Source organism: Cellulomonas sp. Leaf334, assembly GCF_001424195.1.
GTDB lineage: Bacteria > Actinomycetota > Actinomycetes > Actinomycetales > Cellulomonadaceae > Cellulomonas.
Genome location: NZ_LMOO01000001.1, coordinates 1807245 through 1828317, shown reverse-complemented (window position 1 = coordinate 1828317; position 21073 = coordinate 1807245). Strand labels below are relative to the sequence as shown.

Sequence of the window (21073 nt, the reverse complement as noted above, 5' to 3'; positions counted from 1 at the left end):
ACTTCCTGGGAGACACGCCCTAGTCGTGTCCTCGTTGTCACCTCGGTTGGTCCCTGGTGGGCCCCGACTGTCTCGCCGGTGTTCAGTCGGCAGCGCGAAGGTGGGTGGTGCTACGTACTGTCGAGATGCACGGGACATTGCCCGATGGTGAGCGTCGTACTTTGACCGACCCGCGACCGTGACGGTGTTCCGGTCACAGTAGGGAACGCCTCTGCGGGTTCCCACCGGGTGTGCGGCGCCGGAGCGTTGTCAGGTGCGGGGTGCGTACATGATGACGGCGACGCCGAGCAGGCAGATGGCGGCACCGATGATGTCCCAGCGGTCGGGCTGGAACTTGTCGACGGCCATGCCCCAGGCCAGGGAGCCGGCCACGAAGATCCCGCCGTACGCGGCCAGGATGCGGCCGAAGTTCGCGTCGGGCTGCAGGGTGGCGATGAACCCGTAGGCGCCGAGCGCGACCACGCCGGCGCCGATCCAGAGAACGCCGCGGTGCTCGCGCACGCCCTGCCAGATCAGCCAGGCACCGCCGATCTCGGCGACGGCCGCGACGGCGAACAGGAGCAGGGAGCGCAGCACGGTCATGGGAGCAGTCTCGCGCAGGTCAGCTCGCGGCCGCGGCGCGCTCCATCGGTAGACCGGCGGCGAACCAGTCGGCCTTGCCACCGACGTAGATGCGCACGTCGGTGTACCCGAAGCGGGTCAACGCCGCGGCGGTGACTGTGGAGCGGCGGCAGCTGGGCCCTGAGCAGTAGACGACGACCGTGTGGTGCGGATTGGGTGCGATGCGTGCTGCGTCCTCGACGGTCAGGTCGCCGGGGACGTTGAGCGCCCCGGGTAGGTGTTCGGCGGCGTAGTGCGCTGCGGGCAAGGCCTCCAGGAGGGTGATGGTGTCCGCGCTCATCGCACGCAGCAGGTCCTCGCGGGAGATGACGGTGGGCATGCTGGGCTCCTGAGGTGGTGGTCGTGGTCAGCAGCCGCCGCCGCACCCGCAGCCGGTGGCGCACGTGTTGGACGCCGCTGCGGCGCGGCGCCGGCGCACCCACAGCGCGGCGCCGACCAGCGCCCCGACGACGAGGACCACGCCGAGGGCCACCGCCTCGCCGCCGGCAAGGAAGGCCCCGACTCCTGCGGCCAGTCCGCCGGCGGCGATCAGCGGCAGCGAGCACGCGACGGCGCAGGCCACCGCGATCCCGATCCCGGCCAGGAGGCCCTTCTTCTTGGCGCCGCTCGTGGGGGTGGTCGTTGTGTGGTCGTGCGTGGTCGGGGTGCTCATACTGTCTCCTGGGTGGGTGCGGGCAAGGGTGATCGCGGCCGGAACCCGTTCGGGCGCCGGTCGAGCAGGCAAGAGTCAGGCAGCGGTGCCGAACATGGCCGCGACGACGTCGGCGGCGTCCTGCGGTGCCTGGACCTCGAGGCGGACCTGACCGGTGGTCATCGTCAGGGTGAAGGTGAAGAAGGTGCAGCAGTCCTGCTCGGCAGCGGCGAGCCGGGCGACCTCCGCGACCAGCTCCGGCGAGGCCACGAACTGCAGAGCCACGCCGCCGTCGATCGGCGCACGACTCACCGCGCGGGCGACCAGCGCCTGCCAGTCGTCGATGCGGTCCGGCACAGATCTGGCGTCCAGAGAGCACGCGATCACCGGTACGTCGGGTGCAGCGACGACCGGTGCGCGGGTCAGCGGGACGAACGTGCGTCGGTCGGCCAGTGGCTCGGGCGCCGCGGTCGCGCACGGGCACCCGTCCCCGCAGGGACCCGAGGTCGGTGCGTTCGCGAGTCGGGCGGAGACGGTCTGCAGCTGGGCGGCCAACGCGACCAGCTCCCCGATGCGGGTCTGGGTCTCGGCCAGACGCACGGCGACCATTCGACGTCGTAGGCCTTCACGAGCTCGGCGACGTCGGCCAGCGGGATGCCGAGGTTCTTGGTCGCGGTGATGAACCGCAGCCGGGCGAGGTCGGCGTCATCGTAGGACCGGTACCCGTTGCCGCCTCGGGCCGGCTGGTCGATCAGGCCGATGTCCTCGTAGTAGCGCAGCGTGGTGGCAGGCACCCCGACGAGCTCTGCGACTTCAGCGATGCGGTAGCTCATGCCGCGACCGTAAACCTTCGACTCGAATCGAAGGTCAAGCCCGGTCCCCAGTCACAGTGTGCAGTCTGATCAGTGGGCGCCAGGCTCAGCGATGGTCGCGCGGTGTGCGGGCTCGGTACCAGCCGAGGACGACTCTTCGTCACGCCCCCAGGACGCTGGCGGCCTGAGGCGACGCCACGGGATGCACCTTCGGACCGTCCCGTCGCGTACCGTCCTTGGAGCAGGTGATCGGCGCAACGGCGCGGTTGATCGAGCCCCACGCCCAAGGAGGCGCAGATCGTGAGTATGCCGCTGCAGAACGCTCAGACCCTGTCCGGCGATGAGAGCCTCGTCCTGCCAGAGTTCGACCAGCCCCCGGCTGACCCGCTGGAGGTCCTCGGCCAGTGGATCGCGTCTGCCGAGAACCGGGGTGTGCGCGAACCGCGGGCTGCCACCCTCGCCACGACCGACGGGGCTACCGTCTCCAGTCGGACGATCCTCGTGAAGGAGATCTCCGAGGGGCGGATCCTGTTCGGCACCCACGTGCGCAGCCGTAAGGGCCGGGACCTGAACGGCGTCCCGCACGCCAGCCTGACCTTCTACTGGCGGGAGACTCTGCAGCAGATGAACGTCAGCGGACCGGTGTCCCAGCTCACCGATGACGAGTCCGACATCCTGTTCGCCGGCCGAACGCGTGAGGCCCGAGCAGCGGCAGTCGTGTCCAGGCAGAGTCAGCCTCTCGCCGACGAGCTGGAGCTGAGGCGCGGCGTCACGGACCTGCTCGCGACACGCGAGGAGATCGCACGCCCGCCTGGCTGGGCCGGCTTCTCGCTGGCGCCCGAGCTCCTCGAGTTCTGGCACGGGCGTGCGGATCGCATGCACCGTCGGCTGAGCTACGCCGCGTCCAGCACGGGGTGGACAGTCACGCGCCTCCAGCCCTGAACACCGGGCGCACGAGTTCAGCTGGCACCTGGCTACATCCGTCGATATGCACGACAGCGTGGCCAGGGCCGGGCGTCGTAGGTTGACCAGACCCGAATGCGCACGACCCGCGGTCAATTTCACCGCCCGGGTCGCGACGTTGGTGGGTCACTGCGCCCGTCGGGGGCGCATACCGCTGAGGGCGGTGTCCACGAGTGCGTCGAGGTAGACGTCGCTGAGTGGACCGCCGTGCTGGAGCCAACGATTGAGGACGGGTCCCCAGATGATGTCGACGGCCACGTCGAGATCGAGGTCGTCCGCCAGCTCGCCGGCCGCCTGCGCGCTGCGCAAGCGCTGGCGCTTGGCCTCTCTGAGCGGGGCGTCGAGACGTTCGTGGTACGACGCGGCCAGCCCTGCGTCGTGCGCGACCTCGGTGGCCAGCGCGCGCATCGGCTCTGCGAGCTGGGGACTGTCCAGCTCGGTCGCCGTCGCCCGCAGCACCAGGATCAGGTCGGCCCGGAGGTCACCGGTGTCGGGAAGCTCGGGAGGCTCCCCCCCATCCGCCTCGCTGAGGAGGAGGAACGCGTCGAAGAGGACCGCCGCCTTGGAGGGCCACCACCGGTAGATGGTCTGCTTGCCCACACCGGCCCGCGTGGCGATGCCCTCGATGCTCAGCTGCGCGTAGGGCACCTCCTGAAGGAGGTCGAGCGTTGCGGTGAGGACGGCGCGACGCGAGCTCTCGTTGCGCCGGGCGGGATCCGGTTTCGACATCCGGCAACGGTACTCCAACAAGACGAGACGTTCCGTATTGCTACACGCGCCGTACTGCGCTATCTTGAGGAGCCAAACGAGACGGACCGTCTCGTCTTATCTGAGGAGCCGTCACTTGCACCAGCCTTCCCCTTCTCGTACGTGGTTCATCACCGGTGCCAGCCGTGGTCTGGGCCGCGCGCTCGCCGTCGTCGCCCTCGAGCACGGCGATCGCGTGGTCGTCGCGGCACGGACGGCGAGTGCCGACACCTTCGACGCTGAGCACCGCGACCGAGTTCTCGCGCTGAGCGTGGACGTCACCGACAAGAGCGCGGTCGATACCGCCGTCGCCACGGCCGTCGACCGTTTCGGCCGACTCGACGTCGTGGTGAACAACGCTGGCAACTTGTCCATGGGCATGGTCGAGGAGTTCACCGAGGAGCAGGCGAGAGCCCAGTTCGAGGTCAATCTCTTCGGTGCGTTGTGGGTCAGCCAGGCCGCGATGCCGCACCTACGTCGCCAGGGATCGGGCCACATCCTGCAGATCTCGAGCGTCGCCGCCCTCGGCGGGTTCCCCAGCACCGGCATGTACAGCGCGAGCAAGTTCGCGCTGGAAGGCATGAGCGAGGCGCTCGCGATGGAGGCCGCACCCTTCGGCGTGAAGGTCACCATCGTGCAGCCCGGCGGCTACTGGACCGACCTCTACACGGCCATGGTCTCGACGAGCCCGGCCGAACCGTATGCACCACTGCGAGCCCAGCTCGAGCGGCAGTGGGCCGACGGGTCGGTGGACAGCGACCCCCGGCTCGCCGCCGAGGCGATGCTCACCCTCGTCGACACCGATGCACCGCCCTTGCGGCTTGCTCTCGGAAGCATGGCCTACGACCTCGCGCATGATGTCTCGCGTCAGCGCATCGAGACCTGGGCCGCATGGGAGCAGGTCAGCCGTGCCGCCGAACATGCCGTGCCGCAGCCCGAAGGCGGCCGGTGAACCGCATCCTCGGCACATCCACCTGGCGCTCTACCGAAGTGCACGTCTCATCGTCCGATCACATGTCTCGAGGAGTCCCATGGCTGAGGTAGCCACCCGACAGGCCGAAGCAATGGCTGTCGAGCAGGAGTTCGTCGACCTGGCGTACGTGCGCAGAGACGAGCTGCTGCGTGAGGTCGCACACGAGCTCGAGGCAGCTCCGCGCGACGCCGTGGAGGCCGCCCGCGCAACGATGCTTCGGCGCCGGCACGCAGATCTGCGGCATGCCGAGAACGGTCTGGTCTTCGGCCGCCTCGATGCGGTCGACGGATCGACCCACCATCTCGGACGAGTAGGAGTTCCGCGTTCGAGCGATGAGTCCGAACCGCTGGTGCTGGACTGGCGAGCTGCCGCGGCACGGGCGTTCTACACCGCGACGCCGCTGGACCCGCAGGGCCAGCGGCGCCGGCGTCACATCCGCACCGAGGGTCGCAGGGTGGTCCGGGTCGACGACGAGCCGCTCGACGACGGGAGCGAGTCCAGTGATCTTGTCGGTGAAGGCGCGCTGCTGTCGGCGCTGTCTGCGCGCAGGACCGGTCGGATGGGCACAGCAGTCGCCACGCTGCAGCGCGAGCAGGACGACATCGTGCGCGCGCCGGCCGACGGTGTGCTGGTCGTGCAGGGCGGCCCGGGGACAGGCAAGACGGTTGTCGCGCTGCACCGCACCGCATACCTTCTGTTCACGCATCCGGAGCTGGCCAGGCAGGGCGTACTGGTCCTCGGTCCGTCGAGCCGCTTTCTCGACTACATCGCCCAGGTACTGCCGGCACTGGGCGAGGCAGCGGTCGTGGCCGCGACCTGCGAGACGCTCGTGCCCGGCATCGCGGTCGAGGGCGAGGAGTCCCGCGAGCTGGCGGAGGTGAAGGGACGCCCGATGTGGCAGTCGGCGCTGACGGGATACGTCCACTCACTCCTCCCAGCCCCGACCGCTCTGGACTTCTTGCTGGACGGTGAGCGCTACACCCTGTCGGCGCAGCGGATCCGCCGCGCCGTGGAAGGCGCAGCGTCCGGACGCGGTCTGCACGCGGCGCGGCGCTGGTTCGACGAGAACGTGCACGATCTGCTCGCCGATGCTGTCGTCGAACGCCAGCAGGAGCTGCTCGCCGACGTGGAGAAGGGCTTCGAGGACATCCTCACCCGCGTGGACGCCGGTCTGGCGAGGTCGGACAGTCGGGGTCTCCGAACGGGTGCCACGGGCGGCCACGTCGACGGCACCCTCACCGACGCCGACATCGAGCAGCTCCGTGTCAGGATCGTGGGCGATCCGGACGTCGCCGGCGTGCTCGACGGGTTCTGGCCGCTGCGCGATCCCCGACAGGTCCTCGACTCGTTCCTCCGGGACGACGCGCTGCTGCGCGAGTTCGTCCCCTGGCTCGACGAGCAGGAGCGGGACCTGATCACCCATGCTGCGGCCCGCCTCGCACCCAGCGACATCGCGCTGCTCGATTCCGTCGCGGAGCTGCTGGGACCGACCGGGACGGCTCCCGACCAGGGCGAGTTCGTCGCGGACCGCGCCTCCTCGCAACGAGACTGGGCATACGGGCACGTCATCGTCGACGAGGCGCAGGAGCTCTCGGCGATGCAGTGGCAGATGGTGGCCCGCCGCGTCCCATCCCGGTCCATCACCGCGGTGGGTGACATCGACCAGGCCGAGGCACCGCATCGACACACGACGTGGGACGAAGCGATCACGCCAGTGTTCAGCGATCGTTGGCGCCGCAGGGACCTGACGATCTGCTATCGGACCCCGCGCGAGGTCATGGCTCTCACCGCTGCCGTCCTGGTCCGGGCCGGAAGCCGAAACGAGCCGCCTCGCGCGGTCCGCGAATCAGGAGTGGACCCCTGGGAGACCACGACCGCCGAGCACGACCTTGCGGGCACCGTCGCACGCCACGTGGATGCCATGGAAGCTCGTTGGCACGGCGGCACCGTCGGGGTTGTCGCACCCGTCGCGCGTGTTGCAGAACTGCAGGAGCGCATGCCGACTGCCGTGGTGCTCGCCGCCACCGAGGCCAAGGGACTGGAGTGGGACGCGGTCCTGGTCGTCGACCCCGACGGCATCGCCGCAGAACCGCGCGGGTGGAACGGCCTGTACGTCGCCTTGACCCGATGCACCCAGGAGCTGGGCCAAGTGCGATTGGCCGGCTGATCGGCCTCGCGTCGATATGCACGACAGCTTCTTGCGTCGAGGTGTCACCGTTGTGCCAGTACTCGACGATCTGCCCGTCGGCCACGCGCAGTGTCCCGGACGGAGCCGTTTGTACTGGTGTCCGGGGGCTTGGCTGCAGGCATCCGGGACTCCTCTCGGAGATGACGTCGCCACCTCACGGCAGGTGTCAGGGGAAGCGGGTCAGGCTCCGACAGCAGGTGATCGTGGGCGTCCGAGATGCGCACGAACCGATCATCGAGGTTGTCGAGGCGTTCGACGTCTGTCGCCTCGGTTTGCAGCACCTCACCGCTCATGCCGCGGGCTACCGTCCGACGCTGGTGACAACAACAACCCGCCGACGAGCCTGCCATCCCGCGCAGCGGGTCAGGCTCCCGCGTTCTGCGCTATTTCGTGTGTTTCGGCTGCGTGTCTGGATTCCCACCGCGTGACCTTCCCCCGGCCGACGACCGCGCCCGAGGTCGACGACGCGACCGACTACGCCCGTCCCGACGAGCCGCGGCTGTAGTCGCTGTCGGACACGTGCTCGAGCCAGGTGACGACCTGGCCTTGCTGGTTCGCCTCCTGCATCGCGACGTGCGCCATGAACCGGTCCGTGGTGGCACCGTGCCAGTGCTCCTCGCCGGGCTCGATGTAGACGACGTCGCCGGGACGGATCTCGAGGATCTCGCCGCCCCGCCGGGCGACGTAGCCGATGCCGTCGGTCACGTAGAGCGTCTGTCCTCTGGGATGGGTGTGCCAGGCGGTGCGCGCACCGGGTGCGAACCGCACGTGGGCACACCCGATCGCGGTCTGCGCGTCGGGAGTGCGGATGGTGTCGATGTACACGGTGCCGGTGAACCAGTAGGCGGGTCCGGCGCCGGTCTGCCCGCCGCTCTGCGTGAAGATCATGGGCTCTCTTCCTTCCATTCCGTGATGTGCATTCGATCCGGCGCCGATTCGACGGCGGTCAGCCGTCGGCGGGCGCGATGGTGACACTGACGTCGCGCAAGCCCGCCGCGAGAAGTTCGATTCCGGCACTGTCGAAGGAGCCCAGGCGTGCGATCCCGTTCCAATAGCCGACGTCGCCGTAGTACAGGACCAGGTCCGAGGTGGGCGCGTACCAGCCGATCTCGCCAGGGCTCGGGTCGTCGCCGACAGGCATGCCCTCCATGGTGAGGGCCAGTTCGAGGTGGGTTGTCTTCTCGATGGCGTTGTAGTCGCGGAAGGTGGCTGTCAGCGGCAGGCGTGTGGCTAGATCGCGTGCGGCAACGTTGTCCCACAGCTGCCCCCGCAGCGTGGTGCTGCCGATCGTGACGATGACGGCCGTTCCCGGCGTGGTTGCGGTCGAGTCCGGCGTGGTGCTCGGGGAGGGTGCCACGGTCGATGTTCTTTCGGTAGTCGGGTCCGGCTCACGAGTGGGGGCGTCTGTGCAGGCTGCGAGGCTCAGCCCGATCAACGCGGCGACGACGATGAGGGTGGCTCTGGTCGATGCTGCTCGCACTCTGTGCCTCTCGCGCGTCGAAGGAGTAGCCCGCACGGCGCGAACGCGCGTGCGTACTCGATCAAGTTCGTCAGAACGTGAGCAGCACCTTGGTGGCGCGCCGCTCGTCCATGGCCTTGTAGCCCTCGGCAGCCTCCTCGATCGGCAGCGCGAGGTCGAAGACCTTGCCGGGCTCGATCTCGCGGTCCCAGATGAGCCGGATGAGCTCCGGCAGGAAACGGCGCACGGGCGCGGGCCCGCCGTGCAGGTGGACCCCGGAGAAGAACAGGTCCTCACCGGGCAGTGACACGTCGTGGGCGACGCCGACATACCCGACGTGCCCGCCGGCCCGGGTGGCGCGAATGGCCTGCATCATCGACTCCTGGGTGCCGACGGCCTCGATCGTGCTGTGCGCCCCGAGTCCACCGGTGAGCTCCTTGATCCGCTCGACGCCGGCGTCGCCGCGCTCCTCGACGATGTCGGTGGCACCGAACTCGCGAGCGAGCGCCTGCCGGTCCCCGTGACGCGACATCGCAATGATCCGTTCGGCGCCCAGCTGCTTGGCTGCGAGCACGCCGAGCAGACCGACCGCACCGTCCCCGACGACGGCGACGGTCTTGCCCGGGCCGACCTCGGCCGCGACGGCGGCGAACCAGCCGGTGCCGAGCACGTCCGAGGCAGCCAGCAGCGACGGGACCAGGTCGTCGTCCGGCATGGCGGGCGTCGCGACGAGGGTGCCGTCTGCCTGGGGGATCCGCGCGTACTCGGCCTGCGCGCCGGGGACCGCCCCGGGTCCGCGGTGCACGCAGTGGGTCTGGTAGCCGGCCCGGCAGATCTCGCACGTGTTGTCCGAGGAGAAGAACGAGCCGACAACGAAGTCGCCGACGTTGACCGTCGTGACCTGCGAGCCGATCTCGTCCACGATGCCGACGTACTCATGACCCATCGGCTGGTGGTCGACGTCGTCCGCGCCGCGGTAGGGCCACAGGTCGGACCCGCAGATGCAGGTCGCGGTGAGCTTGATGATCGCGTCGGTGGGCTCGACGATCGTCGGCCGCTCGGTCTGATCGACCCGGACGTCGCCCGGGGCGTACATGACGACTGCGCGCATGGTGGTGGTGCCTCTCTATCGGTGTGCCCGCCAGGCAACCGCGTACCTGCGGCGCCGGGGAGTCCCTGACGAGAGGTGTACTGCCAGTGCACCTCTCACCGTGGACTCCCTCACGGACCTCACCGGGCCTACCGTCGAGAGCATGGACAACCGAGCAGACGTGCGCGAGTTCCTCATGTCGCGGCGCGCGAAGGTCACTCCCGAGGACGCCGGTGTCATCGGCGGGACCAACCGGCGGGTGCCGGGCCTGCGCCGCACTGAGGTCGCAGCCTTGGCGGGTGTGAGTGTGGAGTACTACGCCAAGCTGGAGCGCGGCGCGATCGGCGGGGCGTCGGCCTCCGTCCTGGACGCCGTCGCGCGCGCCCTGCAGCTCGACGACACCGAGCGCGCGCACCTGTTCGACCTCGCCCGCGCCGCGGATGGCATCCCGTCGTCGGGACGAGCTCGCCGCCGCGGGACACGGTCGGCCGCACCCCGACCGAGCCTGCAATGGGCACTGTCGGCGATCACCGACGGGGTCGCGTTCGTGCGCGACCAGCGGCAGGACCTACTGGCGACCAACGCGCTCGGCCGTGCCTTCTACTTACCGGTCATCGGTGACGGCGGCCGCACACCGAACCTCGCCCGGTTCCAGTTCCTCGATCCCACCGCCCGCGACTTCTACCCCGACTGGGACCTGTTCGCTGAGATGTGCGTCGCGATCATGCGTGCCGAGGCCGGCCGCGACCCCCACGACAAGGGCCTGCAAGACCTGGTCGGCGAACTCTCCACACGCAGCGAGACCTTCCGCCGGTTGTGGGGTGCACATGACGTGCGCACCCACGGAGCGGGAACCAAGCGATTCCACCACCCCGTGGTCGGTGAGCTCACCCTCGCCTACGAAGAGCTCGCCATCACCGCCGAGCCCGGCCAGGTGCTGATGGTCTACACCGCAGAACCCGGGTCCCCGTCGGCCGACCGCCTCCGCCTGCTCGCGTCCTGGGGGGCAGACCTCCCGCACGCCAACACGTCCTCGTGACAACCCCCATGGACCTCAGGAAACGGCAGATGAACCTTCACGACTTCCTCGACCACGTAGGGACCGGAGCCGTCATCGAGGGTGGCTCCGCACACCACACCTTCCTGCACCAGACGGCACAGGACTCCCTGCGGATCACCGCGGAGCTCAACTCCGGTTACCGCACACCGCAGGAAGTCCGAGATCTGGTCGCGCAGCTGACGGGCCGACCCGTCCCGGAGTCAGTGACAGTCTTCCCCCCGTTCTACTGCGAGTTCGGCAAGAACCTCACACTCGGCCAGCACGTCTTCGTCAACATGGGCTGCATGTTCCAGGACGCCGGAGGCATCACCATCGGGGACGGCACCCTCATCGGCCACGGCAGCACCATCGTCACCCTCAACCACGCGGAAGACCCCGCCCGGCGTGCCGACATGCTTCCCGCGCCCGTCGTCATCGGCCGCAAGGTCTGGCTCGGCGCAGGGGTAACGATCGTCCCCGGCGTGACGATCGGGGACGGCGCGGTCGTCGGCGCCGGCGCTGTCGTCACCAAGGACGTACCCGCCAACACCATCGTGGCCGGCGTCCCAGCCCGACCGATCCGCGCCACAGGGTTCGACGCCCCCGCCGAGTAACCTCGCGGAACCTCTCGCCAACACCGAGCGTCGTATCGGAATAGTCGGGATCGCTTACGCAGCTGCGTCCGCGCCATGCCACATCGCCGTGTGCGAAGCGCGAAGGGGGTTGTGCAAAGTAGAGCCCGCATCTCGACAAACCGCTACCTACGAAACGTATCTGCACGATTGCGAAAACTAGGCAGAGCCTCGGTTTACAGCAGGTGCTGCCGAGCGCCCAGGATCTGAACCGGCGCCGCTCGGCGCTGGGGCCAGTCTGAACCGACCTCGAGGTTGGATCTGAACACCGCCTCAGCAGTCCCAGGAGCTGACCGTGGTGCGTGCGTTCGGGCCCACGACCTCCGGCTTCGCGATGAGACGTATTGTTTCGCGATTAGAGACGCAGCCGCTTGACGTGCAGGTTCATGCGCGCCCGGACCTATACCCCACTGTCTAGTCTCTTGAAGACAACGGTGCCCCCCTGCACCCTCTGACTTGTGAGGGCGATCGCGTACGCAGGGATCAGTGGCACGCACGGCGCGGAGTGCTTTGAGGTTCTCCGGGTCGGATCCGGCGAGCAGGGGGGCTACCTCGGCGGGCGGCGCCACCGGGCCCGCACGCGCGGCGAAGTTCAGGTCGCCCGCCTCGCGCCCCCTAGCACGCGGGGCGACGCCAGTGGTCGAGGCCGGACGGGCTCGTCCTAGCCATGACGGACTCCCGAGTCCACCCGACTAGCCGCGACTTCGAGGAGGCGCTTGACTATGCGCTCGTCCATCGTGCGGGACCACGCTCGTGGAGGCGCGTGGATCAGGGGCGTCTACCAGCCGCCGCCGCTCATCCTTGCCAAGCGCGGACGCCGCAGCATCTTCGTGCGACAGCCGCCCAGTCGGGGGGCGTGGGCCTTCCTGGATGAACTCGTCGCTGGGGCACGTCGCGTCGCTGTGCTTCGGGCGATCGCGTCGACGGTCCGCATGATCGGCCGTCCACGCGAGCTGGCACGGGAACTGAGCGTCGTCGATGTCGAACGCATACCAATGCGTGAGCTCGTCCCCGTCCGGCGACCGCCTGCCTACACGACGATGAAGAACTACGTGGGCATGTACCCAATCCTGGACCCGCAAGGCTTCTATCGGGTCTGGCACGAGTCGCTCTTGGAAGCAGCACACCTTCGCGAGCTCGAGTGGGCCGGCGTCCTGGACATCAATGCCCAGGTGCTGCGGCTTGAGTGGGAGGTGTTCAGCGGACGGTACGTGTACGCCTATCCAGACTTCATCTTCAGGTACAACGGCCAGATCACAATCGTTAGCGTCGGGGCTCGTCGATTCCTGCATGAGCGCCGCCGTCTTCAGTACGACCTGATCTCCCTAGTCTGCGAGATGTTCGGGTGGCGTCATGAGGTCGGGCTCGACGACATCTCGCTGCCCAGGCAGCGCAACCTCCGGTACTTGATGGGGCAGCGCGAGACGCTCACCGGCGAGCCGCAGCTCGGTCCGGCTGCGCCTGACCTGCTGTCGTTCTGGACGTTGGCGAACCTGGAGGGCGGCGACTGGATAGGAACGTCCCGGGCAACCGCGAGGCTGTGGCGTAGGGAGTACACCTTCGACCTCGACGACTACCTCGAGGACACGACCGTCATGCATCTCGGCGGTCTGGTGCCGCCCGTCCGGCACACCTGGGAGGTGGTTGGCCGATGAACGACGAAGCGATCGCGCTGCGACCTGGGACTCGGTTCAGCGAGGGCGCAGGTGTGACGTACCTCGGCATCGAGTTTCATGGAGACCAGCCCTACGCGGTACTTGAGCGCGACGGCAGCCACGACCTCGTCCCGTACGACGAAGCGATGCCCGAGCTCCAGGAGGCGGTCCCGACGCCCCCGCGCGGCCCGTACTGGGATTTCATCCGCGACCCGAAGTTTCCGCTGCTCGAAGAGGTGGAACAACACCGGCTCCGCGTCACGGCCGCTCACATGCTCGAAGTGCTACATGGTGACCCGGGCGGCATGCTCCACGCACCGCGGGAAGACCACGTGCCCCGACCGGAATATGACCCCGCGCTGACCAACAGTCTCAATGAGCGGATCCACAATAAGGTCGAGGAACTCAAGAAGAACCCAGACAAGTCCCTTCCACATTGGGTTCCGAAATACTGGCACCCAAAGTTGAAGGACTTTTGCCGCGACGGTATCGAATGCCTCATTCCGGCAGACAAGCTGAATGAGCTTGATATCGTCGCTCGCGCATCCAGGGAGATGATGCCCGTGGCGCGCGCCCTCGCCGAGGAGCTGGCCCAGCGCCACCAGCCGGACTCATCGCTGCGGTTCCAGATCGCGATGTTCCGCTCCAGGCTTGACGTCGCTGGCATCTCAGCACCAGACGGCTTCCCCGAGAGCGGATACACGCGGCTGTGGAAGATCGCGCGCGCCGGGAAGGGCCTTGACGGCACCGCCCGCGCGCGCGAGAACCGGCTCTCATCGCCGAAGGAACAGATGTGGAAGCAGTACACCGCGACGCGACCTGGCGAACTGATCCAGTGTGACCTGACCCGCATCGACGTCTACGGGACGTCCCAGGTCGCGCCTTGGTTCAGCATGGAGTGCGTCACTCTCATCGACGTCTACGACAAGTTCGTGCTGTGCGCGATGCTCGTCCCCCTGCCGGCCACCGCACGGGACGTGTGCGTCGCCTTCTTCCGGGCGCTCAACGCCGCCCCACCCGCACTCGCGCCCCCACCGGGCATCCCCCGGTACTGGCACGGGGTGCCAGCGGCGATCGCGCTTCCTGAAGTCACCCCGAACAGCAAGTCAGGCAGGCCCATAGTGCTTCCGGGCCCTCGTGCCATCCAGACCATCGCGATGGACCGAGGAGCGCTGGAAGACAACTTCTACATTTCATCGCTCGCCACACGCCTCGGCATCCACTCCCTTTTCTGCGCCCCGGGTAAAGGGCATCAAAAGGGGAATGTTGAATCATGGCATAGGACCCTTTCGTCATGGACGCCCGCCTTTCCTGGGGCGAAGGGGGGTCGCCCGGAACACCGAGGAAAGGATGCCGAAAAGTTCGCAGGCCGCACGATGCGGCAACTGCAGTTGGACCTCGATCGCCGAATCATCCACCAGTACAACTACGCGCCGCATGGGGGACTGCCCGACGAGGAAAGCCCAGGCGAACTTCTTTGCCCCGCAGAGAAATACCGTCGATTCGTCCGATACGGTGGCGCGCCGTCGGTACTTCGGAACCCGCTGACCATCTTTGATTTCCTTCCCCGGGTGACCATCCGTGCCAGCGAGAAGGGGATCGAACTCAATCACAACCGATACGACGGAGAGGCTCTGATGCGCCTCAAGGATCACCAGCGCGGCCCGATCGGTCCCGACCTCGTCGTCATGTTCGACCCGTATGACCCAACCCGGGTCTATGTGGAGGATCCCTGGACCGGCCGGGTTTACATGGTCTGGACCTACCGCAAGGAGGTCCGGTCCGCGGTGCCGTTCGAGCAGGCGATCGCGCGCCGTGCCGCCGGCGACCCGGAACCCAACCTGACCGTGTCCCAGAAGCAGAAGGACCAAGCGCTATCGCTGCTGCTGGGTCAGGAGTACGTCGAGGCGCCGAAGCGTGATCGCAAGTTTGAGGAGCGGCTTGGCCTCGCTTTCCATCGGTACATCCGCGCCAACATGGATGGCCTCGACACGGGACTGTTCGAACAGGCCATCGATCTCGACGGCGACGGTTGGTACGTCGATCCTGACAACTTCGAAGAGGACGCCGAGGACGACTTCATAGGCCAGGAGCTAGACCGCATCGAAGGCCGCCCTGCCTGGGAGCAGTGACGACCCGATGAATCGATGGCTGAGCCTCACTATGTGGCCCAAGATCTGGGCCGACTACGACGCACGTACTCGCAACAAGCATCTCGACGGCCACGCCGGCTCGTGCGTGCTCGAGGATCCGGAGTGCTCTGATCCGGCGCTTGCCGCTTTGTGCACCCAGACGCAGCCGTTCGTGGAGACCCGGCTGGGATTGGATATGCGCACGGCGATTCCTCGCCTCATCGACACCAATAGGGGAGCAAACACCGAACAACGTTGCATCATTCTCGAGGGCCCTGAAACGGCGGGAAAGACCACCAGCACCATGTTCGAAGCGCTCACCATGTGGCACACTGCAATGACGGACCCGGCTTGGCCGAACCCTGAAAGAGCGCGTCGACCCTTCGCCTACACCCAGATCGGTCGCCACTGGGGCGAGAACGACATCGTCCGCAACGTTCAGGACTTCCTCTGCTTCCCTTACGGGAATACCGATAAAGTGCACGCTCGGATGACCGATCTGCGCGACAACGCTGAGCGAATGGATTTTCGCGCGGCGTTCATCGACAACGCTCACAACTTGCGTCCAGACCGCTCTGGACGGATTCCAGACGGGATCAACACCCTCTTGTCGGGCATGCCATGCTCACTCATCTTCATCGGCCTCGCGCCAATGTCGAAGAGCGCTCTGCTTGCTGGTGCCGACGACGACGCAGGGTCGTCGGCTCGACAGATCAAGAGGCGGGCGAGGCCGCATTCGTCGGAGTTCGAGCTGAGCGCTGCGCGTCGGCGGGCCGATTGGGACCGGTCGACCAGCGCTCTGATCCAGCAGTTCCACCTCATCCGGCAGGACCCTGTCGATGGCCTGAGGGCACAGGACCTTCGTGACCTGCTGTACGAGCGAACTAGCGGGCTGTTCGGCGGCACGTACGACGTGCTTCGAGAAGCTGCACTAGACACCATCTGGGAGCCGCGTCTCGCATACGAGAAGGCGATCCGGCAACGCATGGAGAAGCTTCCGACGATGCCGGCCGCCTCCGGTAGCCCGATGCTGAGCACCCGGACCTCTCCGAGGGCGACATGATCCCGATCGACCTCCCACCGCAACCATGGGAACAGCTCGGCGGCTACTTCCTCCGCGTGACAGAGGTGTTCTCCAGCGTGCGCGCGCTCATGCAGTCGGGCCGACGGTGGTCGTCGCTCCCCTTCCCCAACGACCTGCATGGCCTGTCCGGCCTTCCCAGCGATGACGTCGTAGAAGCCGTTGGGTTTCTGTTCGCCATGGAGCCCGACCAGATCAAGCAGATGACGATGTGGCGCTTCCCGGGCGGTCTGTTCGGTGGTCCCGGAGTGGCGGGGTCGGCCGGAACCGCGACAGCTGCGCCATCGCTGATCGACGGCGGCGTGTTCTGTGCGTCATGCGTTCTCGGGGGACACTGGGATCTCCGGTGGCGCACGGGCCTGATCTTCGCCTGCACGAGGCACCTTGAGTACGTCCACACCCGATGCCCTCGCTGCGGGGGTCTAGTGACCCCGGAGACTGTGCGATTCGCGGCTGGAACTCGGGGTGTTGCTCTGGGTCATGGCACCTCGGCCACGCGCGCGTGCCGGCTCGCGCTCCGGCCCCGCGCCGGGATCGTGAGTTCCGCACATCTGACAACTCAGGCAGCGCTAATGAAACTCATCGATGCAGCGTGCGAGGTTGGCTCGGCCGCATCAGCCTGTCGCGACGTCCTCCGCTGGGCCGAATGGCTACACCGCGGTCGCGGAGGAGCCAGTGCGCTGATCACCGGCGGCTTCATCAATGCAGATGCCGAAGACCTCGGCAACCTCATGGCCGCTGCGCACACGCTCTATGCCTTGTCCCCTGCAGCAGCCGCAGAGCACTCCGAGGTTCGGCACGCAGTCCTTCGCCAGCACGTTGTCGGTCCACGACCGTCCAGGCCACCGATGTTCGACCCCTACGGTTCCGGACCGGACAAAGTCGCAGCGGCACACCGTCTGGCGGTCGCGACCGCGGGGCAGCCTGTGGCGCCACCGGCGAAGCACGCCTGCGGCGGCCGAACTCACCTTCCACAGGTCGTTCCGATCAGCGAGATCACACCAGACGTGTTCGACGCGCTCGGCCTGGTCCCCCTCGACCGTGCTCGCGTCCTGGCAGCCGTGTGTGCGGCAATGCCTCCGGACCCTGCAGCGTGGCGCGACACGGCCAAGGCACTGCGACTACCCGTCGCGATAGGCGCACAGGCGGGCCATCTTGCTGCGTACTTCGAGTACATGGGCGCAGACGGTCCGTTCTGGTCAGCGATATCTCGGACGCGCGAACGCATCGCCGACCGCCACATTGACTTCGCGGAACGGGCCGCTCGCGTCCTTAACGATGGCTCTGTTGTCGCCGCCGCCACGACAACTTGGCCAGCGTTCGCGACCGAGCCGATTACGGCGGTACGGCAATGGCTTTTGGAACGTTGGGCGTGCCAGTACATTGCAACGTTGCCTGGTGAACTGGCTGGACGGCGCAACGCTAGTCCGGACAGCCGCGATCGACTTGACCGGCACGTCGCTGGAACGATCCCGGTTGCAGAGGTCTGGCGGCGATGGCCGCACGATGAGGGGGAGATCCCACCGTGATTCCGGTTGATCTCCCGCCCGTACCCGGCGAAGCATTCGCCGGGTATCTGTTGCGCATATGCGAGAGAATGCCCTTGCGCCCGCGCACCCTATATCGGTATCTCGGACTGTGCCCCAGTGGGCACACGCTGCCCTATTTACCGCTATTCCTTCAGCCGCCTGCACTGGGCCGCGTGATGGATGCCCTCGATCTTGACGAGCCCGACGTCCGCGCCCTGTTCATCGAATCATTTGCCGCCATCGACCTGTCGATGCTTCGTCGCCCAAGATCCGCGGCACCCCACCGGGACGCGCAGCGTGCTCAGTGGCTGTTCATGGGTGGAACGCGAGTCTGCCCAGCGTGCGTCAACGAAGGACGCCCGTGGATGAACTACTGGCAACTGGCTTGGGCCTTCGGGTGCCAATGGCACGGGACACTTCTCACCGACGCCTGTACTCGCTGCGGCCGCCGACCCGACCTCGTCGTTCGCCGCGCGGCCCGCACGAACATTGCAACCGGCCGCGCGTGTCAGTGTGGCGCCCGTTGGTCCGAGCTGCCCACGGGGCGGCAGCTCACCGCGACTGAACTCGAGCTCCAAAGCGTCCTGCTCGATGCGTTACGTGGAGGCGAACTTTCCTTGTGGGGTCGCCCGGTCGCCGGTGCAACCTACCTAGCGAGCGCCCAAGCCCTTTGTGCCCTGTACGCCGCCGCGACGGCACCGATCGACGGGTTGTGGTCGCGCCGGCCCCTGCTAACTCCGCCGCCGCGCGCCGCCCAGCTGCTAGCGGCAGTGACAGCCGGCGCTCCAGTCCTCCAGGCACCCACGGTGCTCGACGCGACCGATGCTTTCGACGCCCTGGTCGCCCCGGTCTCCGGGTGGGGCGAGGCGCGAATCTGGGACCACGTGCCGTCGCACTCGCCCGTCGCGCCTATCGCATGGCGCTGGTTTCACGAGCGAGGCCGAGCATCGGCGCAGCTCTCACGCATATACCGCGACGTGTTCACGCTCGTGCACCTCGAACCTGACGCTGTCCCGACCCTGGCGGACGTCGATTGGCTGCCGGAGCGGTGGCGGCACGCCCAACACCCAGAGCTACCCATGCGCAGCGCAACCCTCGGGCTCGCGGTCGCCCGCCTCGCTGGCGCCAGGACGTGGGCCGAGGCCGGTGAACTGATCGGTTTGGAATCTGCGTACGCCCCGCGCGTCGTGCGGCACACGCTGCGCACCCTCGGCGGCGATAGCGAGTTCGAGCTGAACGAGGCTGCGTTTGCGTACGCTCGCGCCCTAACGAGGCAGTCAGGACGGGTCGCTTTGCGCCCCCGCCTCCCGGCGACCAGTGCGAGGGATCTCGGCGACTTCGGGCGCCGAGCCGCTGTGCCTTTGCCTACCTGATTAGGATGGAGAAGGGTCCTTGCGCCTCACAGAATCTCTGCCTGCTAGCCAACTCGACGTGCGCCGATCACCGAGAGCCCGAGCAACGTCTTGCCAGTGTTCGCGCGCCATGTGGGTCAATCGGCTCGCTCTTCGTCGTCGCCTCGGCTCAGGGTCTGACGTCGAGTGGATGGTGACTGCCGATAGAGATGAGCAGAGCTTCGCAGGCGACCCGCAACAGGCCGCTCACGTCGGTCCGCTCGGATGCCGATGACCACCCATGACCGCACCAGCGCCGACCGGCGAGCGCGCGGCCCTCAGGGCAGCCCCAGGACGCTTCGCCCGCTGGTCGCTGGTCCTCTTCCTTCCGGCATGGTTCATCTGCTCGAAGTTCAGCCAGCCCATCTGGCCGTGGGGCGTAGCGGCCTCCGTCGCGCTTGCAGCGGTGATCGTCGCGACGCTCAGCCGGCCCGGTGGCCAGGAACGCCTCGTTAGGGCGGGCACGACCCTCTTCTTCGGCGGCGGGATCTGCCTGCTGGCCTTCCTCGGGTGGGGTACCTGGTGGCTCTGGCAGGACGGTCAGCCCGACCCGGTACCGACACTCACTCAGGACGAGCACATGGCTGCCCATGTGGAGGAAGCAAGAGCCGTCGTCAGCGACGCTTGCGGAAAGCAGGCTGCGGGTTGGGAGTTGTCAAGCACTGACGACTGGACCTACGTCTTCGCCCAAGAAGCGAACGACGCCGACCCCACGGGGCAAGGGCTCGTATTGCGAACAGAAGCGTCCGCCACCCTCGAGTGGGGCGGCGGAACTGCGATGCCCTCCGCAAGTCGGGTCACGAAGGGCTACTGCACAGCGGATTGGGTACACCCGTAGGAGAGTCTCAGGAAACCGGGGCCATCCGTCGCCGTCGGAGAACTCCGGTTTCCCTATAGCTCACCAGTCGAGAACCTCCGCTGCGCGAGCGCTGAGTGCCAGGAGTGCGCAAACCGTCTGGATCTGCGCGGCCAACGGGGGAGCCTCGGCTCAGATGTGCAGACGAGTACGCAGGGACTGACGCAGGTCGTCCAGGGCGGCGCGGTCGTCCTGCGTCCAGGTGGACAACGGTTCGTTCGCAACAGGGCGTCCCGGGGTGTCCGGGGTGTGCTCGCCGCCCAAGCCGAGTGCCCGGAGCCGTGCGGGATCGTTGATCGGGTGGTCCAACGGTTGAGGGTTCGCTTCTTGACGTGCCCGTGTGACGGCCGCGTACACGCTTGCCATTCCTCCGCGCCGGGACGGGCGGGTCTCCATGACGGGGGTGTCCCTGGCTGCCGCGGCTTGGGCACGGATCTCGGCCAGGACGCGGTCTTCGGCGCCGGTCGTGGCGGTGGTGGCCTTGGGCGCCTTGCTCGGTTCGGTCTCGCTCATGGGGTACTCCCGCTGTCGAGCATCTCGATGGCTACCAACAGTAGAGCGGTCTCGGTGTCGGTGGGTGCTTGGTCCGCGAGCGCGTGGAACAAGGCCAGGGAGGAGACGGGTTCGGCGCGCAGGGCTGGCATGTTCTTGATCGCCCAGGAGTACATCTCCCACCAGTGTTCGGCTTCCCGGTCGGCGAGCTCGCGTTGGCGGGTGTGCCGGTCGGCGTCCTCGGTGGCGAGGCGTGCGTCTGCGGCGAGGCGACGGTCGATCCGGCCCCGAAACATGACGGTGGCGACGGTGGTCAGGGCAGCGAGGGTGGCGGCCAGTCCGGCGAACCCTGGGGAAGTCAGGAACACCGCCCACCACTCGGGTGTCCACAGCTCGGGCACGGGTGTGGTGGCGGCGGTGAGCACGGTCGAACGGTAGCGGCTGGCATGCCTGGCTGCCGGCATCCGGAGGTGGCCTTCTGTTGCCCTACGGGTTAGCTCTCCGCGGCCGTCGCGAGATCAACGCGGAAGAACGCCTCAGGCGTGACCGAGAGCGCGTCTGCAAACTGCCACATGGCGTGCAGTGACAGATTTCGTCGACCGTTCTCGACGGCATTCACGTACGTGCGGTCGAGATCGGCTGCGTGGGCCAACTCTTCCTGACTCAGTTCGGCCTTGGCTCTGAGCGCTCGGAGCCGCGCCCCGAACGCCTGCCGCTGGGCCAGCTGACGATCAGGATCCGGCACGCCGGCGACGCTATGTCGCGAAGGTCGATGAGTCACC

The 21073-nt window shown here is 67.6% G+C and carries 22 protein-coding genes and 1 pseudogene; 11 read left to right on the top strand and 12 right to left on the bottom strand.

Translation table 11 applies throughout. The annotated features are described in order from the left end of the window. Positions 1 to 249: 249 nt before the first annotated feature. From ASF78_RS08280 to ASF78_RS23395, 5 genes and pseudogenes are all read right to left on the bottom strand, one after another. Positions 250 to 582, bottom strand: a complete 333-nt coding sequence (locus ASF78_RS08280; RefSeq protein ID WP_056586682.1) for a YnfA family protein — start codon at positions 580 to 582, stop codon at positions 250 to 252. A gap of 19 nt (positions 583 to 601) precedes the next feature. Next, entirely contained in the window at positions 602 to 940 is a 339-nt protein-coding gene (locus ASF78_RS08275) for a rhodanese-like domain-containing protein (RefSeq protein WP_056586679.1), read from the bottom strand. Positions 941 to 967: 27 nt separating this feature from the next. Then, entirely contained in the window at positions 968 to 1273 is a 306-nt protein-coding gene (locus ASF78_RS08270; protein WP_056586675.1) for a hypothetical protein, read from the bottom strand. 75 nt (positions 1274 to 1348) lie between these two features. Next, positions 1349 to 1852, bottom strand: coding sequence for a hypothetical protein (locus ASF78_RS22985; protein WP_235518446.1), 504 nt, complete (start codon positions 1850 to 1852; stop codon positions 1349 to 1351). Positions 1853 to 1887: 35 nt separating this feature from the next. Then, positions 1888 to 2085, bottom strand: a pseudogene (locus ASF78_RS23395) (MerR family transcriptional regulator); the annotation flags it as partial. A gap of 285 nt (positions 2086 to 2370) precedes the next feature. On the opposite strand from ASF78_RS23395, the gene ASF78_RS08260 reads away from it, so the two are divergent. Then, entirely contained in the window at positions 2371 to 3006 is a 636-nt protein-coding gene (locus ASF78_RS08260; RefSeq protein WP_056586666.1) for a pyridoxal 5'-phosphate synthase, read from the top strand. Between the two features lie 147 nt (positions 3007 to 3153). Here the strand turns inward: ASF78_RS08260 and ASF78_RS08255 are convergent, their stop codons facing one another. Next, positions 3154 to 3756 (bottom strand): TetR/AcrR family transcriptional regulator, encoded by a 603-nt coding sequence (locus ASF78_RS08255; RefSeq protein ID WP_056586662.1) that lies wholly within the window; start codon positions 3754 to 3756, stop codon positions 3154 to 3156. A gap of 115 nt (positions 3757 to 3871) precedes the next feature. On the opposite strand from ASF78_RS08255, the gene ASF78_RS08250 reads away from it, so the two are divergent. Both ASF78_RS08250 and ASF78_RS08245 read left to right on the top strand, forming a co-directional pair. Then, positions 3872 to 4726, top strand: a complete 855-nt coding sequence (locus tag ASF78_RS08250) for an SDR family oxidoreductase (protein WP_082494864.1) — start codon at positions 3872 to 3874, stop codon at positions 4724 to 4726. A gap of 79 nt (positions 4727 to 4805) precedes the next feature. Continuing rightward, the gene (locus ASF78_RS08245; protein WP_056586658.1) at positions 4806 to 6914 is read left to right on the top strand and encodes an AAA family ATPase; all 2109 of its coding nucleotides are present in this window, start codon (positions 4806 to 4808) and stop codon (positions 6912 to 6914) included. A gap of 495 nt (positions 6915 to 7409) precedes the next feature. Here the strand turns inward: ASF78_RS08245 and ASF78_RS08240 are convergent, their stop codons facing one another. The 3 genes from ASF78_RS08240 to ASF78_RS08230 form a co-directional block, all read right to left on the bottom strand. Further along, positions 7410 to 7823 carry a cupin domain-containing protein gene (locus tag ASF78_RS08240; RefSeq protein ID WP_056586655.1) on the bottom strand — a complete coding sequence of 138 codons (414 nt, stop codon included), beginning with the start codon at positions 7821 to 7823 and terminating at the stop codon, positions 7410 to 7412. Between the two features lie 58 nt (positions 7824 to 7881). Then, complete coding sequence (locus ASF78_RS08235; protein ID WP_056586650.1) at positions 7882 to 8292, bottom strand: cyclophilin-like fold protein; 411 nt, start codon at positions 8290 to 8292, stop codon at positions 7882 to 7884. Between the two features lie 193 nt (positions 8293 to 8485). Continuing rightward, complete coding sequence (locus ASF78_RS08230) at positions 8486 to 9505, bottom strand: zinc-dependent alcohol dehydrogenase family protein (RefSeq protein ID WP_056586646.1); 1020 nt, start codon at positions 9503 to 9505, stop codon at positions 8486 to 8488. Positions 9506 to 9647: 142 nt separating this feature from the next. On the opposite strand from ASF78_RS08230, the gene ASF78_RS08225 reads away from it, so the two are divergent. The 8 genes from ASF78_RS08225 (at position 9648) to ASF78_RS08195 (ending at position 19781) form a co-directional block, all read left to right on the top strand. Then, on the top strand, positions 9648 to 10523 hold the full coding sequence (locus ASF78_RS08225; RefSeq protein WP_056588365.1) for a helix-turn-helix transcriptional regulator: 876 nt from the start codon (positions 9648 to 9650) through the stop codon (positions 10521 to 10523). A gap of 29 nt (positions 10524 to 10552) precedes the next feature. After that, complete coding sequence (locus ASF78_RS08220) at positions 10553 to 11137, top strand: DapH/DapD/GlmU-related protein (RefSeq protein ID WP_056586644.1); 585 nt, start codon at positions 10553 to 10555, stop codon at positions 11135 to 11137. A 740-nt stretch (positions 11138 to 11877) separates the two neighbouring features. After that, a complete protein-coding gene (locus ASF78_RS08215) occupies positions 11878 to 12810 on the top strand; it encodes a hypothetical protein (protein ID WP_056586642.1) in 933 nt (310 codons plus the stop codon). Further along, entirely contained in the window at positions 12807 to 14942 is a 2136-nt protein-coding gene (locus ASF78_RS08210) for a Mu transposase C-terminal domain-containing protein (RefSeq protein ID WP_056586639.1), read from the top strand. The genes ASF78_RS08215 and ASF78_RS08210 overlap by 4 nt, the downstream gene beginning before the upstream one ends. Positions 14943 to 14949: 7 nt before the next feature. Next, positions 14950 to 16005: a hypothetical protein gene (locus ASF78_RS08205; RefSeq protein ID WP_156374076.1), complete on the top strand. Its 1056-nt coding sequence runs from the start codon at positions 14950 to 14952 to the stop codon at positions 16003 to 16005. Next, positions 16002 to 17552, top strand: coding sequence for a hypothetical protein (locus ASF78_RS22330; RefSeq protein WP_156374075.1), 1551 nt, complete (start codon positions 16002 to 16004; stop codon positions 17550 to 17552). Before ASF78_RS08205 ends, ASF78_RS22330 begins: the two co-directional genes overlap by 4 nt. Further along, positions 17549 to 18925 carry a TniQ family protein gene (locus ASF78_RS23390; protein ID WP_082494863.1) on the top strand — a complete coding sequence of 459 codons (1377 nt, stop codon included), beginning with the start codon at positions 17549 to 17551 and terminating at the stop codon, positions 18923 to 18925. The genes ASF78_RS22330 and ASF78_RS23390 overlap by 4 nt, the downstream gene beginning before the upstream one ends. A 259-nt stretch (positions 18926 to 19184) precedes the next feature. Further along, positions 19185 to 19781, top strand: a complete 597-nt coding sequence (locus ASF78_RS08195) for a hypothetical protein (RefSeq protein WP_056586630.1) — start codon at positions 19185 to 19187, stop codon at positions 19779 to 19781. A gap of 150 nt (positions 19782 to 19931) precedes the next feature. Here the strand turns inward: ASF78_RS08195 and ASF78_RS08190 are convergent, their stop codons facing one another. The 3 genes from ASF78_RS08190 to ASF78_RS08180 form a co-directional block, all read right to left on the bottom strand. Next, on the bottom strand, positions 19932 to 20312 hold the full coding sequence (locus tag ASF78_RS08190) for a hypothetical protein (RefSeq protein WP_056586628.1): 381 nt from the start codon (positions 20310 to 20312) through the stop codon (positions 19932 to 19934). Continuing rightward, the gene (locus ASF78_RS08185; protein ID WP_056586625.1) at positions 20309 to 20716 is read right to left on the bottom strand and encodes a hypothetical protein; all 408 of its coding nucleotides are present in this window, start codon (positions 20714 to 20716) and stop codon (positions 20309 to 20311) included. Before ASF78_RS08185 ends, ASF78_RS08190 begins: the two co-directional genes overlap by 4 nt. A 68-nt stretch (positions 20717 to 20784) precedes the next feature. Beyond that, positions 20785 to 21036: a helix-turn-helix domain-containing protein gene (locus ASF78_RS08180; protein WP_056586622.1), complete on the bottom strand. Its 252-nt coding sequence runs from the start codon at positions 21034 to 21036 to the stop codon at positions 20785 to 20787. Positions 21037 to 21073: the final 37 nt, after the last annotated feature.